This window comes from Methylobacterium ajmalii (genome assembly GCF_016613415.1).
Classification (GTDB): domain Bacteria; phylum Pseudomonadota; class Alphaproteobacteria; order Rhizobiales; family Beijerinckiaceae; genus Methylobacterium; species Methylobacterium ajmalii.
In genome coordinates, this window is record NZ_JACWCT010000129.1 from 11,290 (window position 1) to 29,884 (window position 18,595).

The following is an 18,595-nucleotide window of genomic DNA, read 5'->3' on the forward strand; positions in this document are numbered from 1 at the left end:
GCAAACCGGGGAAGGACGAGCGCGGGGAACGCCTCTCCCCGCTGGGCGGGGAGAGGGCTGCGTCCCTGTTCAAGGGATGCAGCAAGCCCGAAGGGCGAGGGTGAGGGGGTATCCCCGGATGAGGCTCTTCCGGCACCACCCCCTCACCCTCGCTCCGGCTGCGCCTTCGCTTGCTGTATCGCCTGAACGGCGACACGGCCCTCTCCCCGCCCGCGGGGAGAGGAGGCAGGCGCTTACTCCGCCGCCGTCGCGAGGGGCGCCTCCTGGCTGCGGAACCGCGCCAGCAACGCCGCCTCCTCGTCCCGCACCGCCTCCAGGTTCCTCGCCTTCACCGGTCCGTAGCCGCGGATGCGCTGGGGCAGGCCGGCCAAGCCGACCGCGGCCGCGTGGTTGGCGGGCGTGAGGTTGCGGGCGATCTCCGTGAGCCGCGCCTCGAAGTCCTGGACCAGCCGCCGCTCCTCGCGCCGCTCCCGCGTGTAGCCGAACGGGTCGAGGGCGGTGCCGCGTAGACGCTTCATCCGGGCCAGCATCCCGAAGGCCGTCATCATCCAGGGCCCGAAGGTCATCTTGCGCGGCCGGCCGGTGGCGGGGTCGCGACGGGCGAGCAGCGGGGGCGCGAGGTGGAACTCGTAGCGGAGGTCGTCGCCCTCGAAGGTGCGCTGGACTTGCGCCTGGAAGCTTCCGTCGGTGTAGAGCCGCGCGACCTCGTACTCGTCCTTGTAGGCCATCAGCCGAAAGAGCGAGCGGGCGGCGGCGTCGGTCAGGGCCGACTGGCCGGGCACGATCGCGGCTTCCCGCACCCGCACGGCGGAAACAGCCTTGGCGTAGCGCTCGGCGTACGCCGCGTCCTGGTAGGCGGTCAGAAAGGCGACGCGCTTGGCGATCACCCCGTCGAGGTCCGGCGCCAGGTCCGGGGCCGGGGCCTCGACCGCCCGCATGGTCTCAGGCGAGGCCGCCGCGCGCCGGCCCCAGGCGAAGGCCGCGCGGTTCATCGCCACCGCCTCGCGGTTGAGCTCGATCGCCTTCAAGAGCGCGTCCCGCGACAGCGGCACCCGCCCGCGCTGCCAGGCGAAGCCCAGCATGAACATGTTGGCGGCGAGCGCATTGCCCAGCACCGAGACGGCGAGGCTCGTCGCGTCGGTGAAGTCCGCGTGCTCCGCGCCCGCGGCCTCGCGGATCGCCCGCTTGATCCGCTCGGCCGGCAGGGAGAAGTCGGGCCGGCGGGTGAACTCGCCGGGCATCACCTCGGCGGTGTTGACGACGAGGTGGGTGCGGCCCTTCGCGATCGCCGACAGCACCTTGCGGTTGCCGCTGACCACGAGGTCGCAGCCGAGCACGAGGTCGGCCGCGCCCGCCCCGACCCGGATGGCGTGGATGTCCTCCTGGTGGTTGGCCAGCCGCACGTGGCTGAACACCGCGCCGCCCTTCTGGGCGAGGCCGGCCATGTCGATCATGCCGAGGCCCTTGCCCTCGAGATGCGCCGCCATGCCGAGGATCGCCCCGACCGTCACCACGCCGGTCCCGCCGACGCCGGTGACGATCAGGTTGTAGGTGCCGTCGATCGCAGGAATCGCCGGCTCGGGGATCCCCGCATCCGGCGACGCCTCGGTCGCGACCGGGACACTGGCCGGCTTGCTACGGGGCTTGGCGCCGTGCACCGTCACGAAGGACGGGCAAAAGCCCTTCACGCAGGAAAAGTCCTTGTTGCAGCTCGACTGGTCGATGCGGCGCTTGCGGCCGAACTCGGTCTCGACCGGCTGCACCGCGACGCAGTTCGACTGCACCGAGCAGTCGCCGCAGCCCTCGCAGACGAGTTCGTTGATGATCACCCGCTTGTCGGGGTCGGGATAGGCGTTGCGCTTGCGCCGCCGGCGCTTCTCGGAGGCGCAGGTCTGGTCGTAGATCATCACCGAGACGCCCGGCACGGCGGCGAGTTCGCGCTGGACCGCGTCCAGCTCGTCCCGGTGGTGGATGGTGAGCCCGTGCGGCCAGCTCACGGTCGAGGGGTACTTGTCCGGCTCGTCGGTGACGAGCGCGATGCGCTCCACGCCTTCCGCCCGCACCTGCGCGGCGATGCGGTCGACGGTGAGCCCGCCCTCGTGCGGCTGGCCGCCGGTCATGGCGACCGCGTCGTTGAACAGGATCTTGTAGGTGATCGTCGTTCCGGTATCGACGGCCCAGCGCAAAGCCAGCGATCCCGAATGGTTGTAGGTGCCGTCGCCGAGATTCTGGAAGACATGGCCACGCTTGGAAAAGGCGTTCTCGCCGATCCAGTTCGCGCCCTCGCCGCCCATCTGGGTGAAGCCGTCGGTCTCGCGGTCCATCCACTGCGCCATGTAGTGGCAGCCGATGCCCGCATAGGCCCGCATGCCGTCGGGCACCTTGGTCGAGGAATTGTGCGGGCAGCCGGCGCAGAAATGCGGGACCCGGGCCGCGATATCGACGGTCTGGGCCAACCGCTCCTGCGCGCCTTTGAGCCGCGCGACGCGGCCCGCGAGGTCGTCGTTGCGGTGGTAGCGCAGCAGGCGCTCGCCCAAAGCCACCGCGATGTCGTTGGGATCGAGCGCGCCCTTCACCGGGAAGAGCCAGTGGCCCGCTTCATCCCGCTTGCCGATGCAGACCGGCTGGTTGGCCGATCCGTACAGCTCCTCGCGCAGCTGCACCTCGATCAGAGAGCGCTTCTCCTCCACCACCATCACGAGGTCGAGGCCGTCGGCGAACTCCGCCAGTTCGCGCCGCGACAGCGGCCACGGGCAGGCGACCTTGTAGAGGCGCAAGCCCATGTCGTTGGCCTTGACCTCGTCGAGGCCGAGGTCGTCCATCGCCTGGCGCACGTCGAGATAGGATTTTCCGACCGTGATGATGCCGATCTTCGGCTGGCGCCCGCCCGAGAGCACGATCCGGTTGAGCCCGTTGGCGCGCACGAAGGCCATCATGGCGTCGCGCTTGAAGTCCTGGAGGCGGGCCTCCTGCTCCAGGATGCCGTCCGGCGTGCGGATGTTGAGCCCGCCCGGCGGCATCAGGAAGTCGTCGGGCAGCACGATCTTCACCCGGTCGAGGCGGGCGTCGACGCTCGCGGTCGATTCGATGTTCTCCTTGATGCACTTGAAGGCGACCCAGGTGCCGCAATAGCGGCTCATCGCGTAGCCGTAGAGCCCGTAATCCAGGATCTCCTGGACGCCGGCCGGGTTGAGGATCGGCGACATCACGTCGACGAAGTGGAACTCCGACTGGTGCGCGACGGTGGAGGATTCCGCCGTGTGGTCGTCGCCCATCAGCGCCAGCACGCCGCCGTGGCGCGAGGTGCCGGCCATGTTGGCGTGGCGAAAAACGTCGCCGGAGCGGTCGACGCCCGGGCCCTTGCCGTACCAGAGGCCAAAGACGCCGTCGTAGCGGCCCTCGCCGCGCATCTCGGCCTGCTGGGCGCCCCACAGGGCGGTGGCGGCCAGCTCCTCGTTGAGGCCGGGCTGGAAGACGATGCCGGCCTGGTCGAGCACCTTCTTGGCCCGCACCAGGTTCTGATCGAGCCCGCCGATCGGCGAGCCGCGATAGCCCGACACGAAGCCCGCGGTGTTGAGCCCCGCCGCCCGGTCGCGGGCCTGCTGCATCAGCAGCATCCGGATCACGGCCTGGGTGCCGGTGACGAAGACCCGATCGCGGGAGAGGTCGTACTTGTCGTCGAGGCTGACCGACCGAAGGGACGGGGTGGTCGCGGGCGAACCCATCGCGTGTTCCTCCTCCTGGCGCGGTGGGGGCCGGTTCCTCCGGCCTCTCGGGACCACGCAAATATGGCAGCAAGGCTGACATTCGCGGCCGGCCCCGTCAACGCGGCCTGGAGGCATTCCAGGCAGGCGACGTCCGCTCGCGCCGCCCGGGAGAGGGAGCGCCCGTCGCATGGCTCTCGCCCGGAGGCGCCAGGTTCGGCAGCCCGACAGAGATCCTGAGATATCCCGCCCTCCCACCTCGTCCCGATGTGAGAGGGTGGGATAGTCTCGATTATTCTCTCAAAAAGGCTCTCAGTGAAATCATCAATTCAGAAATCGCTAAGATAGATGGATTTGAATTTCGTTAGATTGATATTCGATCGCCATCGCCTCAATATAAAATCGACAAATGGCGAAAATCTCGAAATCGAGCCAGGCAGGCTCCGAGGTCCGATGCTCGCCGCGGGGGAGCCGGCCATCGAGCCGCCGATCACGGCCACGCCCGGTCGCCTCGTCCGCCCTGCCCATCCGCGGCTGTCTCCCGGCGCGGCGCACCCTCGACACCGACCCCGCCGGCCGGTCCGGCCTTCGTCAGATCAGGTAATCCTTGCGCAGCATGCAGTGGACGCCCTTGTGCTGGTTGACCGTCTGGGTCACCCGGAGGTCGGCGGCGATGCTGCACAGGGCGTAGGCCTCGTCGCGGGTGATGCCGACACGGCCGACCACGAGGTCGATCATCTCCCGCAGGGCGCGCTCGGCGCAGCGGTCGAGGTCGGGGTCGAGGCCCATCGTGATCACGTGGGTCGGCGTCTCGGCCCGGGGATACGCGAGCGGCAGGTCCCGGCGCAGGACGAGTTCGAACGTCCCGGAGAGCGCCGTCTCGATCGCCGTGACGTTGACCTCGCCGTCGCCTTGCGCGCCGTGGCCGTCGCCGCAGGAAAAGAGCGCGCCCTCGGCGAGGACCGGCAGGAAGAGGGTGGTGCCGGCCACCAGCTCCTTGTTGTCGAGGTTGCCGCCGAAGGCGCGCGGCACGATCGAGGTGCAGCGGCCCCAGGCCGGCGGCGGGGCCACCGCCATCACGCCGAAGAACGGCGCGAGCGGGATCTCGAGCCCCCACGGCATCCGGGCGGTCAGGCGCTCGCGGTCGAGCGGCAGGGTCATGTGGTGGAAGGCCGGGAAGTCGTCCGGCAGGGTGCCGGCGAGCGGCCGGTGCCGGTTGTAGCCCCAGTCCTGGCGCAGCGACACGTCGAGGATCCGCACCTCCAGCACGTCGCCGGGCCGCGCGCCCTCGATCGCCACCGGTCCCGTCAGGATGTGGCCCGAGGGGATGCCGGTCTCGGCGGCGTGGATCGCCCGCAGCTCCGGTGGCACGTGGAAGCCCTCCGGCGGCAGGGCGTCGGGCCCGCCCGAGACGGTCTCGATCGTCACCCGCTCGCCGCTGCGGATCGTCAGGACCGGCGGTACGGTCGCGTCGAGGTAACCCCAGCGGCAGGTCTCGGGCGAGGCGGGGAGGCGATGCGTCATGGCTCGGGATCCGGGATCGGCGGGCGCGGAAGGAGCAGCATCGCCCGGCGCCGGCGGCGCGTCGAGCGAGGCGGACCCGGAATCGCGCCGGGACGCGCCGCCGGCCGGCGCGGTCCGTCGGGAGGCGCGAGGGGCGAGGCCCCGGGGCCGCGCCGCCCCCCGGGCCGCATCGATCCCGCCACGCCTTCCTGCCGCCGCGTCCCGAGCGTACCCTCGCGGTCCCGAGACGCCGAAGGAGGATCCCGGTGCGCACCCTTGCGGCCCGACATGGTTTCGACGCGCAGGGCGCGGTCCGGGATCTCGCCATCACCATCGCGGACGGGCGGATCGCCGCCCTCGAGGCCGCGGCGGCTCCCGGAGCCGCGGCGGTTTCGGAGGACACCGTCGTCCTGCCGGCGCTCGCCAATGCCCACGACCATGCCCGGCCCCTGCGGCCGAGCTCTGTCGGCGGCTTCAACAAGCCGCTGGAGACCTGGCTCCACCGCCTGGCGCTCCTCGCGCCGGTCGATCCCTACCTGGCGACCCTGGCGCCCCTGGCCCGGGCGGCGATCGGCGGCCAGGGCGCGGTGATGATCCATCAGGTCCGGCCGACGGGGCTGACCGACTATCCCATCGAGGCGGAGGCGATGGCCCGCGCCGCCCGCGACGTGGGGGTGCGCATCGCCCTCGGCATTGGCCTGCGCGACCGCAACCCCTTGGTCTACGGCGACCACGCCGCGGTGCTCGACGCTCTCGACCCGGCCACGCGGGCGGAGATCGAGGCGCGGTTCCTGAGTCCGATGGCGCCGCTCGCCGAGCAGCTCGCCCGGGTCGAGGCGACGGCGGACGCGGTCGGCGGACCGATGGTCGACGTGCAATACGCCCCGAACGGGCCGCAATGGGGCTCGGACGGGCTCTGGGAGGCGGTCGCCGAGGCCTCCGCCCGCACCGGTCGCCGGGTCACGACCCATCTGTTCGAGACCCGCTACCAGCGCGACTGGGCCGACCGGACCTATCCGGGCGGCCTCGTGCGGCGCTGGCGCGAGATCGGGCTGCTCTCGCCGCGGCTGACCCTCGCCCATTGCGTCCATGCGCGACCGGACGAGCTCGAGATGATCGCCGAGGCCGGCTGCGTGATCGCCGTCAACACCTCGTCCAATCTGGCGCTCCGCTCCGGGATCGCGCCGGTGGCCGAGATGGTGCGCCGCGGCTGCCGCGTGGCCCTCGGCCTCGACGGCCAGGCCTTCGACGAGGACGACGACGCCCTGCGCGAGCTGCGCCTGCTCTGGTCGCTGCATGGCGGCTGGGGCTTCGACGCCGAGATCGCGCCGCGCCGGGCCCTGGCGATGGCGCTGGAGACCGGCCGCATCGCGGTCGGCGCGCCGGAGGGCGGACGGATCGCGGTGGGCGCCCCCGCCGATCTCCTCGTCCTCGACCGCGCCGCGCTCGACGAGGACGCTCTGGCGGAAGTCGACCCCCTCGACCTGCTGTTCGCCCGTGCCACCAAGCGCCACGTCCGGGAGCTGATCGTCGCCGGGCGCACGGTCGTGCGGGACGGGGTCGTCCTCGGCGTCGACCTTGATGGCGCGCACCGGGCCCTGCGCGATGCCTGCCGGGCGGCGATGCCCGCGCGCGCGGGCCTCTGGCGGGCCATGCCGGGCTTCGAGGCGGCCGTTGCCGGCTATTACCGCCGCCTCGGCTGCTGCTGACGACCGGTGCGGGCCCGTGCCGCCGGCTCCCGCGCCCGGCATCGGAGCCCCGGGATCGCGGCCCGGTTGTGCGGTCGCCGATTTCTGCGTAAGTCGCTGGGCCCGCTCCGTTTCGGTCGAGGACGGGACGACGGATGACGGCGGCGGCACCCGCCCGGGTCGGGAGGCGGTGTGAGCGACGCGCGCGGATCCTCGGCGGATCGCAACGGGGAGGCCCGGGGAGCGGCCCTGGTCTCGCGCCTCGTGGATGCCGTGCCGCTGCGCTCGGGCGGCTTCATCGTCACCCTCTACGGCGACGTCGTCGAGCCGCGCGGCGGCCGGCTGTGGATGGGCAACATCATCGAGACCTGCCGGATGGTCGGCATCAGCGAGACGCTGGTGCGGACCGCGGTGTCTCGGCTCGTGGCCGCCGGGCAGCTCACCGGCGAGCGCCAGGGCCGGCGCAGCTTCTATCAGCTCACCGCGGCGGCGCGGCGCGAGTTCCTGTCGGCCGCCCGGACCCTGTTCGAGCCGCAGCCCGAGACCGGCTGGCTGCTCGTCTGGCTCGGGGCGGAGCCGGACGGCGAGGCAGGGCCGGCGCTGGAGCGGGCGGGCTTCGTCCGCCTCGGGCCGCAATGGCTGCTCGGGCCGGACCATCACCGGCCGGCGGATCCCGCCCTGGTGGTCTTCGAGGTCGGGCCGAAGGCCGACCGGGCGGCGGGGTCGCGGCTCGCGGACCTCGTCGCCGCGCATTGGGACCTCGCCGCCTTCGAGGCCGCCTACGCGGCCTTCCTGGCGACCTTCGCGGGCATCGACGAGGCGCTCGCGGCCGGGCTGTGCCCGACCGACGCCGAGGCGCTGCAACTGCGGCTGCTCCTCGTCCACGCCTACCGCCACGCGGCGCTCAGGGATGCGCGCCTGCCCGCCGCGACCCTGCCGCCCGACTGGAGCGGGCACCGCGCCCGCCGGCTCTTCGCCGACCTCTACCTGCGCCTCTCGCCCGCCGCCGACCGCTATGTCGGGCAGCATCTCCTGGCCGGCGACGGCCCGTTGCCTGCGCGAACGGCCGAGACCCTCGGGCGCACCGCCTCCCTGACCCGGGTCCGAGACGCCTGACCCGCCCTGCGGTACCGGCCGCCGCCCTTCGAGGCCGGATCGAGACATCACAATAAATCTGCAAAACCGCGTTGTGATGTGATGCTTTCGGTGGTAGGGATTGTCGCAGACGATCGGCCTCCATGGGCCGACGACAAGGGCCGCCGCGCCCGGGAGGACGGCTCGAAGCCCGATCGCGTCGGAGCACGCACCGGGCGGCGTCCGGAACCCCGTCACGGTCCGCAACCGGCAGGAGGGTCACGGCATGTACGCGCAGCTGGTGAAGACCGACAGCACCCATGTCCGCGGCCGCGACGAGATGTCGGCCGAGGAGCGCGCCTTCCAGGAGCGGATCGACCGCGGCGAGAAGATCGAGCCGAAGGAGTGGATGCCCGAGGGCTACCGCAAGACCCTGATCCGGCAGATCGGACAGCACGCCCATTCGGAGATCGTCGGGCAGTTGCCGGAGGGCAACTGGATCACCCGGGCGCCGACGCTGGAGCGCAAGGCGATCCTGCTCGCCAAGGTCCAGGACGAGGCCGGGCACGGCCTCTACCTCTACTGCGCCGCCGAGACGCTCGGCGTCAGCCGCGACGAGCTGATGGAACGGCTCCACGCCGGCACGATGAAGTACTCGTCGATCTTCAACTACCCGACCCTGACCTGGGCCGACATGGGCGCGGTGGGCTGGCTGGTCGACGGCGCGGCGATCATGAACCAGGTGCCGCTGCAGCGGACCTCCTACGGCCCCTACAGCCGGGCGATGATCCGGATCTGCAAGGAGGAGAGCTTCCACCAGCGCCAGGGCTACGACCTCATGATGAGGATGGCGCGCGGCACCCCGGCCCAGAAGCACATGGCGCAGGATGCCCTCAACCGGTTCTGGTACCCGGCGCTGATGATGTTCGGACCGTCCGACAAGGACTCGGTCCACTCGGCCCAGTCGATGGCCTGGAAGATCAAGATGAACACCAATGACGAGCTGCGCCAGAAGTTCGTCGACCAGACCGTGCCGCAAGCCGAGCATCTCGGTCTGACGGTCCCGGACGAGGGGCTGCGCTGGAACGAGGAGAAGGGCGGCTACGATTTCTCCGAGCCGGACTGGAACGAGTTCTACGAGGTCATCGCCGGCAACGGCCCGTGCAACCGCGAGCGGCTGGGCGCCCGGGTGAAGGCCTGGGAGGACGGCGCGTGGTTTCGCGACGGGCTCAAGGCCCATGCGGACAAGCAGGTGCGCCGCTCCGCCATGGCGGTGGCGGCCGAGTAGCCGGGCGCCCGGCACGAGCCGCCCCGCAACACGACATCCCGGGAGGATCGAGCATGTCCAGCGAATGGCCGTTATGGGAGATCTTCATCCGCGGTCAGCACGGCCTGAACCACCGCCACGTCGGCAGCCTGCACGCGCCCGACGCGGCGCTCGCGATCAAGAACGCCCGCGACGTCTACACGCGGCGCAACGAGGGCGTGAGCATCTGGGCGGTGCGGTCGAGCGACATCGTGGCGTCGAGCCCGAGCGACAAGGGGCCGCTGTTCGAGCCGGCCAACAGCAAGGTCTACCGGCACCCGACCTTCTACGACATCCCGGACGAAGTGGGGCATATGTGATGTCGTCCCTGCCCGACGTGATGACCAGGGACGCCGCCGCCCTCGCCGCGGCGGCCGGGGCTCGCCCGGCCCCCGAGGCGGCCCGGGACGCCCCGCTGGCGCCGGCCCGCGCCGCGCTGTTCGAGTTCCTGACCCGGATGGGCGACAACACCCTGGTCCTCGGCCACCGCCTGTCGGAATGGTGCGGCCACGGCCCGGTGCTGGAGGAGGATATCGGCGTCGCCAACATCGCCCTCGACCTGATCGGCCAGACCCAGTTCTGGCTCGGCCTTGCCGGCGAGGTCGAGGGGAGGGGGCGCACCGCCGACGACCTCGCTTTCCTGCGCGACGTCTGGGACTTCCGCAACATCCTCATGGTCGAGCTGCCGAACGGCGATTTCGGCCAGACGATCATGCGCCAGTTCCTGTTCGACGCCTGGCACGTCGCGATGCTGCGCGCCCTGACCGCATCGTCGGAGCCGCGCGTCGCCGAGATCGCCGCGAAGGCGATCAAGGAGGCGCATTACCATCTCGAGAAGTCGGCCGACCTGGTCGTGCGGCTCGGCGACGGCACCGAGGAGAGCCATCGCCGGATGCAGGCGGCGCTCGACATCCTGTGGCCCTATGCGGGCGAGCTCTTCTTGAGCGACGCCGCGGACGCGACCCTGGCCGAGGCCGGCATCGCCCCCGATCCGGCCAGCCTGCGCGCCGCCTTCGACGCCGCGGTGCTGCCGGTCCTGGCCGAGGCGACGCTGGCGGTGCCGCCCGGGTCGTTCGCCCAGAAGGGCGGCCGCCGGGGCGTCCACACCGAGCATCTCGGGCGCATGCTGGCCGAGATGCAGTTCCTGCAGCGCGCCTATCCCGGCGCGACCTGGTAGGGCGCCATGCAGGCTCACGCCCGGCCGGCGCCCGACGAGATCCGCGGCTGGCTCGCCGCGGTGCCCGACCCCGAGATCCCGGTGATCTCGGTGGTCGATCTCGGCATCGTCCGCGATCTGACCTGGGACGGCGACACCCTGGTGGTCACGGTGACGCCGACCTATTCGGGCTGCCCCGCGACGGCCGCGATCAACGTCGCGATCGAGATGGCGTTGCACGAGCACGGGATCGCGCGCGTGCGCATCGAGCGGTCGCTGACGCCCCCTTGGACCAGCGACTGGATCGGCGAGGCCGCCCGGGAGAAGCTGCGGGCCTACGGCATCGCCCCGCCGATCGACGGGACGGCGGCGGACGGCCGGCTGCTCGGGCGGGTCGGCCGGCTCGCCGGCGGCTCGAACCTCGCGGTCGCCTGCCCGCGCTGCGGCTCGAACCGGACCGACCGGGTCAGCCAGTTCGGCTCGACGCCCTGCAAGGCGAGCTGGCGCTGCACGGACTGCCTCGAGCCGTTCGACTACTTCAAGTGCATCTAAGCGGATTTCGCCGAAATGGTTGCCGGTTCGGCGCCGACAATCTGCGACGAAACAGGAACCTAAGCGGGCGAAGCGTTGGCCTGCCAACGCAAGTCTGCTCGGAGCGGCGCGTTCGAGCGCCGTTCCCGGCCTCGATTCGACAGCATGGTCCGCGACGACACGGTCTCGACGTCAGCGGACACTTCTCAAACCTGGGACGACCGGCGGTCATGGCACGCTTCTATCCCCTCGACGTCGCGGAGGTCCGGCGCGAAACCCGGGACGCGGTGGTCCTCACCCTCAGGCCCCGCGACGGCGATGCCGACGCCTTCGCGTTCACCCAAGGCCAGTACCTGACCTTCCGGCGCGCCTTCGACGGCGTCGAGCTGCGCCGCTCGTACTCGATCTGCGCCGGCCGGGACGAGGGGGCGCTCAAGGTCGGCATCAAGCGCGTCGAGGGCGGCGCGTTCTCGACCTGGGCCAACCAGGAGCTGAGGCCCGGCGACGTGCTCGAAGCCATGCCGCCGATGGGGACGTTCCACGCGCCGATCGAGCCGGAGGTCGCCAAGCACTATCTGGGATTTGCCGGCGGCAGCGGCATCACGCCCGTCCTGTCGATCCTCAAGACGGTGCTCGCCCGCGAGCCGCGCTCGCGCTTCACGCTGGTCTACGCCAACCGCCAGATCTCCTCGATCATGTTCCGCGAGGAGCTGGACGACCTCAAGAGCGCGCATCTCGGCCGGCTGTCGGTCGTCCACGTGCTCGAGAGCGAGACGCAGGAGATCGACCTCTTCACCGGGCGCGTCGACGCCGACAAATGCGCCGCGCTGTTCCGCCTCTGGATCGATGTCGGGTCGGTCGACACCGCCTTCATCTGCGGGCCGGAGCCGATGATGCTGGCGATTGCCGCGTCCCTGCGCGAGCACGGCCTGTCGGACGCGCAGATCAAGTTCGAGCTCTTCGCCTCGGGCCAGCCGGGCCGGGCCAGGGCGCGGGCGGCCGGGACGGCGGCATCGGCCGCGGAGGCCCAATGCGAGGCGACCGTGACCCTCGACGGTGCGACGCGCACCTTCCGGATGCCCAAGCAGGGCGAGAGCCTGCTCGACGCCGCGTTGGCGAACAGCCTGGACGCGCCCTACGCCTGCAAGGCCGGCGTCTGCTCGACCTGCCGCGCCAAGGTGCTGGAGGGCGAGGCCGAGATGATCACGAACCACGCGCTGGAAGATTACGAGGTGCGCCAGGGCTACATCCTGACCTGCCAGTGCTACCCGACGACGGACAGGCTGGTGGTCAGCTACGATCAATAGACGCGGCGGGGAGGGTGCCCGGGGCCGAGGGCGACCGAGGCTTGCCGCCCGCAGGGCAGCGTCCCGGTCGACAGCAGGCCTGGTCTCCAAGTGCGAATCCGGGCCTCGAGGATCGCGCTTCGAGACGGCCGAGCGCGGCGGGCGCGTGCTCGGCCCGACCGGATCGACGGCTCGCCGCAGCGGCGTCTACTTCTCCACCCGGCTCGGGTTCTTCACCTGCCCGTAGACCACGCCGGCGAAACTGCCGATCGTCGTCGGCCAGTCGAGGCCGGTGGCCTTGTGGTCGGCCACCTGGCAGAAGGTGGCGGTCAGCCCGTTGACCAGGTCGGCCGAGCTCGCCTGCGGCGCGGCCTGGCGCAGGGCCGGCAGCAGGGCGCTCACCCGCGGCAGCATCTGCTCGGCCTTGAGGTCCTTGAGCTGGCCCGCCGCGTCGACGCTCTTCAGTGCCTCGACCAGCGTCGGGTTCGAGACGGTCTCGCACGGGGCGTTGCCGGCCAGCATGCTCTGGGTCTCGGCGCGCAGGCTCGCCACCTGGCCGGGCTCGGCGGTCGGCGGGGCCTCGTTGCCGAAGGTCTGGCGGACGTAGTTCGTCACCGCCGCCACGTCGGCATCGGTCATGCCGACGCCCACCGCCGGCATCGCCGCGTACTCGCCCTTGGCGTCGAGGCCGCCGAGAATCACCCGGATCACCGTCTCGGGGCCCTTGGCCAGCACCGCGCCGTTGCCGGCCAGCGCCGGGATCGCTCCGGGCTGGCCCTGGCCGTCCGGCCGGTGGCAGGCGACGCAGCGGTTGAGATAGACGTCCGCCCCCGGGGCCGAGGCCTGCTTGAAGTCGGACTTCACGTCGGGCGTATAGGTGGGCTTGGGCGCCAGCGTCTTGAGGTAGACCGCGATGGCGCGCACGTCCTCGTCGGTCATCTTGCTCAGGCTCTCCTCGATCACCTGCCGCATCGGCCCGGCGACCACGCCGGCCCGGCCGGGCGCCGCACCGGTCTTGAGGTAGGTGAAGAGCTGGTCCTCGCTCCACTTGCCCAGCCCCTCCTTGTCGTCGCCCGAGAGGTTGGGCGCGTACCAGCCGTCGATCGTGCCGCCCTCGAGGTAGCCGCTCCATTGCGAGGCACCGACGAGCTTGCTGCCGTTGTGGCAGGCGCCGCAATGGCCGGGGCCTCCGACCAGGTAGGCGCCGCGGTTGACCTGTTCGCTCGCCTGCGGATCGGGCTTGAACCGCCCTTCGGTGAAGAAGGCGAGGCGCCAGGCGAGCAATCCCTCGCGGATGCTGAACGGGAAGGCGATGTCGGTCGGCTTGCGCGGCGCGTTCACCGGCTCGAGGGAGAACAGGTAGGCCTTGATCGCCTGCACGTCCTCGTCGCTCAGGCGGGTGTACCAGGGAAAGGGAAACGCCGGGTAGAGGTAGCTGCCGCTCTTGGTGATGCCCTGGTGCATCGCGCGCTTGAAGTCGTCGTCGCTCCAGCTGCCGATGCCGGTCTCCTTGTCGGGAGTGATGTTCGGGGTCGCGAGCTTGCCGATGCCGCCCGGGAAGTTGATGTAGAGCCCGCCCGCATAGGGCTTGCCTCCCGGCGCCGTGTGGCAGGCGACGCAGTCGCCGGCGGTGGCGAGATAGCGGCCCTTCTCGACGAGGTCGGAGCCGGCCGGCTGTGCCAGGGCCGCGCCGGCCGCGAGGCTGAGCGCGCCGGAGCCGGCGAGAGCGGTGAGCAGGCGGCGGGTGACGGGCTGGCGGCGCATCGGGGCTTCCTCCGGGGTTATGGGGCGGCGGAGCGCAACCGCAGCCAGAGATCGGCGACGTGGGCGGCGCCCGCCCCCGCGAGGGCGGCGGCGAGCCAGAATCCGGGAGCCCCGGCAAGGACGAGGCGCAGGGCGAGCATCAGGCAGGCCCCGGAGGCGAGATTGATCAGGAGGGCGGTCCGTCCCGGCCCGCGCCGCCACAGGGCGAGGTATCCGGCCTCCGAGGCGACGATCAGCAGCGCGACGTCGACGATGTGACCGCTGGTGAGGAGGTCAGGCACGCATCAATCCTCCTGCAGGCACCGAAGATGCGCAGTCGACCGGGAAGGTAACGTAGGAGACGACCGGTTCCAGCCCTGCAAACTCGAAAAACAGGGTGCGCGTTCACCGAAATCGCGTCGCGGTTCACGATGTCGCATCCGTCTCAATCGATCCCGTACGATCCGATTTTTCGCCAGCGAAGAACTCCGTCGAGGATTGGACAGGACGGGGCCGGGCGGCCGACCCGCCGATGCTTGCGAGATCCGATCAGAACGGTCCGTTCAGCCGCACGATCGACCGGTTGAGCAGGGCCGCGATGCCGACCCAGGCGAGGTAGGGCAGAAGCAGCGCCGCCCCGAGGCCGGAATGCCGCCCGACGACCACGATCAGCCCCAGCACCGACAGCCACAGGGCGGCGACCTCGACGAGCGCCCAGTCCGGCCGGCGCAGGCGGAAGAACACCCCGCTCCAGGCGATGTTGAGGAGACCGTTCACCCCGAAGGCGGCGATGAGCCAGGTCCGCTCGCGCCCGTCCGGGGCGGCGTTCCAGGCCAGGACCCCGGCGATGGCGGTGAGCGTGAAGATGGTGGTCCAGACCGGCCCGAACGCCCAGTCGGGCGGCTTCCAGGACGGGACCCGCAGGCTGCGGTACCAGGGACCGAGGGCGGTGAGCCACGCGCCGGCCGCCGCCACCACGATGGCGGCGAGCGCCGCCACGACGATCGGGGTCCAGCCCCCGCTCACGGCGACACCCAGCGGAAGAGATGCGCGAGGTCCTTGAAGAAGATCCGGGCATGCGCGGCGGGTTTGGCCCGCACCAGTTCCTTGTTCATGTAGGCGTCCCAGGTCAGCGACTGCACGTCGGGGTCGCGGCAGATGCTGACGAAGCGCTCGCGCAAGGCATCGTTGCGGTACCAGACCGACTGCATCAGCCGCAGGATCCAGAACACCCGGCCATGCGTCCGGAGGAAGCGGCGCCGCGCCTGGCCCAGGGCGCGGGGGTTGCCGGTGGCGAGGAAGTCGTGCGCGGCCTGCGCGGCGAGGCGCCCGCCGAACATCGCGTAGTAGATGCCCTCGCCCGAGGCCGGGGCGACGAGGCCGGCGGCGTCGCCGGTCAGCAGCACGTCGCGGCCGTTGTCGAAGCGCGCGAGCGGCTTGAGCGGCAGCGGCGCGCCCTCGCGCCGGATCGTCTCGCCGCGATCGAGCCCGGTCGCGGCGCGCAGGCGGCCGACCGCCCCGCGCAGCGAGAATCCCTTCCTCGCGCTGCCGGTGCCGATGCTCAGCGTGTCGCCGTGCGGAAAGATCCAGGCGTAGAAGTCCGGCGACAGGACGCCCTGATAGTAGACGTCGCAGCGCGTATCCTCGACGGCGCCGCCGGGCGGCGTGCGGACGATCTCGTGATAGGCGAAGACCTGCCGCATCCGGGCATGCGCGGGAACCTCCTGGCGGCCCACCGCCGAGTTGGCGCCGTCGGCCCCGATCACCAGGCGGGTGCGCAGGGACGCCTCCGCCCCGGCGGCGTCGCGGTACCGCACGGTCACCGGCCCGTCGCCGGCGCGGGTCAGGCGCAGGTAGGTGCCGGTCACCCGCTCGGCCCCGGCGAGCGCCGCGCGCACGCGCAACCACTCGTCGAACGGGCCGCGGTCGACCATGCCGACGAAGCCCTCGCCGACCGGCATGTCGACCGCGCGGTCCTTGGGCGAGACCATCCGGGCGGAGCGGATCTTCGCCACCAGGAGCTCGTCGGGAATCGCGAAGTCGCGGATCAGCCGGGGCGGGATCGCGCCGCCGCAGGGCTTGATGCGTCCGGCCCGGTCGAGCAGCACGACCCGGCGCCCGAGCCGCGCGAGGTCCGCCGCCGCCGTCGCCCCGGCCGGCCCGCCTCCCACCACCACCGCGTCGAGGATCGTCTCGTCCATGGCCGTGCCTCCCGTCCGGGCCGGCTCGCGGCCGGATCGTTTCGTGTCAGACGATTTCCGGCTGATCGCTTCGCGACGCGGAAATCGGCTTCGCTCAGACCGCGTGCCGTACCGACAAACCTTCGAGCGGCCGCGGATCCCGGGCCGGACGGCCGATCCGGGCGGCGAGCCCGGCCGCGACGAGGAACAGGGCCGCCTCGGTGACGAACACCGTCGCGTAGGCCGGCACCACCGTGCCGAAGGCGAGGCGGGCGAGGTCGACGCCCGCCGCGCCCAGGAAGCCGCCGAGCCCGAAGGCGATGCCCTGGGCCGCGCCCCACACCCCCATCCGGGTGCCGTGGCGGCTCTCGCCGTCGGGAGCCCCGCCATGGCCGGCGAGCGCCATCATCGAGCCGATCGCCGCGACCGCGAACATGCCGTTGAACAGGCCGAGCCCGGCGACGCAGGTTCGCAGCGGCGCGCCCGGCCCCGCAAGGCCGCAGGCCGCGATGGCGGCGAGCGCCGCCGCCGAGCCGAGGCAGCCGGCGACGGTCCAGAGCCGCAGCGAGGCCAGCTTCCCGCGCCCGTTGGCGGTGACGAGCGCCACCAGGATCATGCCGGCGAGCACCCCGCCGTTCTGGAGACCCGAGAGCTTGGTGGTCGCCCCAGGCGAGAGCGCGAAGACGAGGCCGGCGAAGGGCTCGAGAATCAGTTCCTGCGCGCTGTAGGCGAGCATCGCCAGGAAGACGAACACCGTGAAGCGGCGCGCCTCCGGCTCGGCCCAGACCTCGGCCAGTACCCGGGCGAAGGGCCGTGCCGGCCCGGGCGGCTGCGGGGCCGCCGGGGCGCGGGCCGGCTCGACGCCCCACACCGCCGCGAGCGCGACCAGGAAGGCGATCAGCGACACGCCGCCCGAGACCGCGACGAGGCGCTCGCCCGAGAACGGGTCGAGGAGGTGCCCGGCGGTCGGCGCGGTGACGACGAAGCCGGCGATCATCATGATCCAGACGATCGTCGCGGCCGCGCCGCGGCGGTGGGGCGCGACGCCGGTGGAGAGCAGCACCAGGAGGGAGGTGCCGGCCGCCCCGACCCCGATGCCGACGGCGAGGAAGGACACGACGAGGACGACGAAGCCGAGCGCCGGCTGCCCGGCGACGAGCGCCGTGCCGAGGGCCGCCCCGAGCCCGCCGAGCGCCAGCAGCGCCATGCCGCCGACGATCCACGGCGTGCGGCGCCGGCCGAGATCCGAGCCGTAGCCCCAGCGCGGGCGCAAGATCTGCACGGCGTAGTGCAGCGCCACGAGCCCGCCGGGCAGGGCGGCGGGGAGTGCCAGTTCCACCACCATCACCCGGTTGAGGGTCGAGGTGATCAGCACCACGATGGCGCCGAGGGCGGTCTGGACGAGGCCGAGGCGCACGATGGTACCCCAGCCGAAGCCGGTCGTCGCGCTCATGCGGCGCCTCCCTGCAGGGCGAGCGCCGCGGTGAGCATGCCGAGCACCGAGAGCAGCGTGCCGGTGCCGTTGTACCAGGCGGCCCACCGGTGCGGATCGGACAGGAAGCGGCGCATCAGGACGCCCTGGCCGGCGAGCAGGGCGGCGACGAGGGCGGCGTGCCAGGGCATTCCCCAGGCCGCCAGCGCCGCGACGACCACGACCTGCGGCGCCGCCATGACGAGGCAGGCGAGGCGGGCGGCGCGGCCGGCGCCGAGCTGGACCGGCAGCGAGCGGATGCCGGTGCGCCGGTCGCCCTCCATCGACTTGAAGTCGTTGAGGGTCATGATGCCGTGGGCGCCCAGGCTGTAGAGCGCGGCGACGAGCACGATCCGCCCGTCCGGCAGGGCGCCCGCCATCACGGCGGTGCCGGTGAACCAGGGCAGGCCCTCGTAGCAGAGGCCGCAGGCGGCATTGCCCCACCAGCCGTTGCGCTTCAGCCGGAGCGGCGGCGCGCTGTAGGCCCAGGCGAGCGCCAGGCCGAACACGCCCGCGCCGAGCACCCAGGGACCGAGCAAGGCCGCGACGGCGAGCGACAGCAGCGTCCAGGCGAGCGCGACGAAGAGGCCCCAGCGGCCCGGCATGCGGCCCGAGGGGATCGGCCGGTCCGGCTCGTTGATGGCGTCGACGTGCCGGTCGAACCAGTCGTTCGCGGCCTGGCTGGTGGCGCAGACCAGGGGGCCGGCGAGCAGGATCCCGGCGAGGATCACCGGCCAGCGCCCCTGGACCGGGACGCCGGACGAGACCACCCCGCAGGCGAAGGCCCACATCGGGGCGAACCAGGTGATCGGCTTGAGCAGTTCGAGGAGCGCGCCCGGCTCCGGCACCGCCGACGGCTTTGCCAGGAGCGGCGGCTTCGGCAGGGGCTTGAGCAGGGGCTCGGTCGACATGTCGGGAGGGTGGAACCGCCCCGCGCGAGTGTCAAGCGGACT

General features: G+C 72.0%; 15 protein-coding genes. 7 read left to right on the top strand and 8 right to left on the bottom strand.

What is annotated here, in order from left to right; all coding sequences use genetic code 11:
* Positions 1 to 233 precede the first annotated feature (233 nt).
* Positions 234 to 3,725 carry an indolepyruvate ferredoxin oxidoreductase family protein gene (locus tag HPY23_RS24295; protein WP_091883144.1) on the bottom strand — a complete coding sequence of 1,164 codons (3,492 nt, stop codon included), beginning with the start codon at positions 3,723 to 3,725 and terminating at the stop codon, positions 234 to 236.
* A 570-nt stretch (positions 3,726 to 4,295) separates the two neighbouring features.
* Complete coding sequence (locus HPY23_RS24300) at positions 4,296 to 5,228, bottom strand: acetamidase/formamidase family protein (protein WP_060845434.1); 933 nt, start codon at positions 5,226 to 5,228, stop codon at positions 4,296 to 4,298.
* 245 nt (positions 5,229 to 5,473) lie between these two features.
* Here HPY23_RS24300 and HPY23_RS24305 point away from each other — a divergent pair, with 245 nt between their 5' ends.
* The 7 genes from HPY23_RS24305 (at position 5,474) to paaE (ending at position 12,269) form a co-directional block, all read left to right on the top strand.
* Entirely contained in the window at positions 5,474 to 6,916 is a 1,443-nt protein-coding gene (locus HPY23_RS24305; protein WP_091883148.1) for an amidohydrolase family protein, read from the top strand.
* A gap of 171 nt (positions 6,917 to 7,087) precedes the next feature.
* Positions 7,088 to 8,011 carry a PaaX family transcriptional regulator C-terminal domain-containing protein gene (locus HPY23_RS24310; RefSeq protein WP_244537504.1) on the top strand — a complete coding sequence of 308 codons (924 nt, stop codon included), beginning with the start codon at positions 7,088 to 7,090 and terminating at the stop codon, positions 8,009 to 8,011.
* 244 nt (positions 8,012 to 8,255) lie between these two features.
* On the top strand, positions 8,256 to 9,257 hold the full coding sequence (gene paaA / locus HPY23_RS24315; RefSeq protein ID WP_060845436.1) for a 1,2-phenylacetyl-CoA epoxidase subunit PaaA: 1,002 nt from the start codon (positions 8,256 to 8,258) through the stop codon (positions 9,255 to 9,257).
* A gap of 53 nt (positions 9,258 to 9,310) precedes the next feature.
* On the top strand, positions 9,311 to 9,595 hold the full coding sequence (paaB, locus tag HPY23_RS24320; RefSeq protein ID WP_060845437.1) for a 1,2-phenylacetyl-CoA epoxidase subunit PaaB: 285 nt from the start codon (positions 9,311 to 9,313) through the stop codon (positions 9,593 to 9,595).
* A complete protein-coding gene (gene paaC, locus HPY23_RS24325) occupies positions 9,595 to 10,452 on the top strand; it encodes a 1,2-phenylacetyl-CoA epoxidase subunit PaaC (RefSeq protein WP_091883151.1) in 858 nt (285 codons plus the stop codon). Before paaB ends, paaC begins: the two co-directional genes overlap by 1 nt.
* Positions 10,453 to 10,458: 6 nt before the next feature.
* Positions 10,459 to 10,983, top strand: a complete 525-nt coding sequence (paaD, locus tag HPY23_RS24330) for a 1,2-phenylacetyl-CoA epoxidase subunit PaaD (RefSeq protein WP_091883154.1) — start codon at positions 10,459 to 10,461, stop codon at positions 10,981 to 10,983.
* 209 nt (positions 10,984 to 11,192) lie between these two features.
* Complete coding sequence (gene paaE / locus HPY23_RS24335) at positions 11,193 to 12,269, top strand: 1,2-phenylacetyl-CoA epoxidase subunit PaaE (RefSeq protein WP_091883157.1); 1,077 nt, start codon at positions 11,193 to 11,195, stop codon at positions 12,267 to 12,269.
* 186 nt (positions 12,270 to 12,455) lie between these two features.
* Here the strand turns inward: paaE and HPY23_RS24340 are convergent, their stop codons facing one another.
* From HPY23_RS24340 to chlG, 6 genes are all read right to left on the bottom strand, one after another.
* The gene (locus tag HPY23_RS24340) at positions 12,456 to 14,012 is read right to left on the bottom strand and encodes a c-type cytochrome (protein ID WP_060845440.1); all 1,557 of its coding nucleotides are present in this window, start codon (positions 14,010 to 14,012) and stop codon (positions 12,456 to 12,458) included.
* Positions 14,013 to 14,029: 17 nt separating this feature from the next.
* Positions 14,030 to 14,293 carry a hypothetical protein gene (locus tag HPY23_RS24345; RefSeq protein ID WP_091883160.1) on the bottom strand — a complete coding sequence of 88 codons (264 nt, stop codon included), beginning with the start codon at positions 14,291 to 14,293 and terminating at the stop codon, positions 14,030 to 14,032.
* 247 nt (positions 14,294 to 14,540) lie between these two features.
* Positions 14,541 to 15,029 (bottom strand): TspO/MBR family protein, encoded by a 489-nt coding sequence (locus HPY23_RS24350; protein WP_091883283.1) that lies wholly within the window; start codon positions 15,027 to 15,029, stop codon positions 14,541 to 14,543.
* A complete protein-coding gene (locus HPY23_RS24355; RefSeq protein ID WP_091883163.1) occupies positions 15,014 to 16,192 on the bottom strand; it encodes a geranylgeranyl diphosphate reductase in 1,179 nt (392 codons plus the stop codon). The genes HPY23_RS24350 and HPY23_RS24355 overlap by 16 nt, the downstream gene beginning before the upstream one ends.
* Before the next feature lie 94 nt (positions 16,193 to 16,286).
* The gene (locus tag HPY23_RS24360) at positions 16,287 to 17,624 is read right to left on the bottom strand and encodes a BCD family MFS transporter (protein WP_091883165.1); all 1,338 of its coding nucleotides are present in this window, start codon (positions 17,622 to 17,624) and stop codon (positions 16,287 to 16,289) included.
* Complete coding sequence (gene chlG / locus HPY23_RS24365) at positions 17,621 to 18,553, bottom strand: chlorophyll synthase ChlG (RefSeq protein ID WP_091883168.1); 933 nt, start codon at positions 18,551 to 18,553, stop codon at positions 17,621 to 17,623. The genes HPY23_RS24360 and chlG overlap by 4 nt, the downstream gene beginning before the upstream one ends.
* Positions 18,554 to 18,595: the final 42 nt, after the last annotated feature.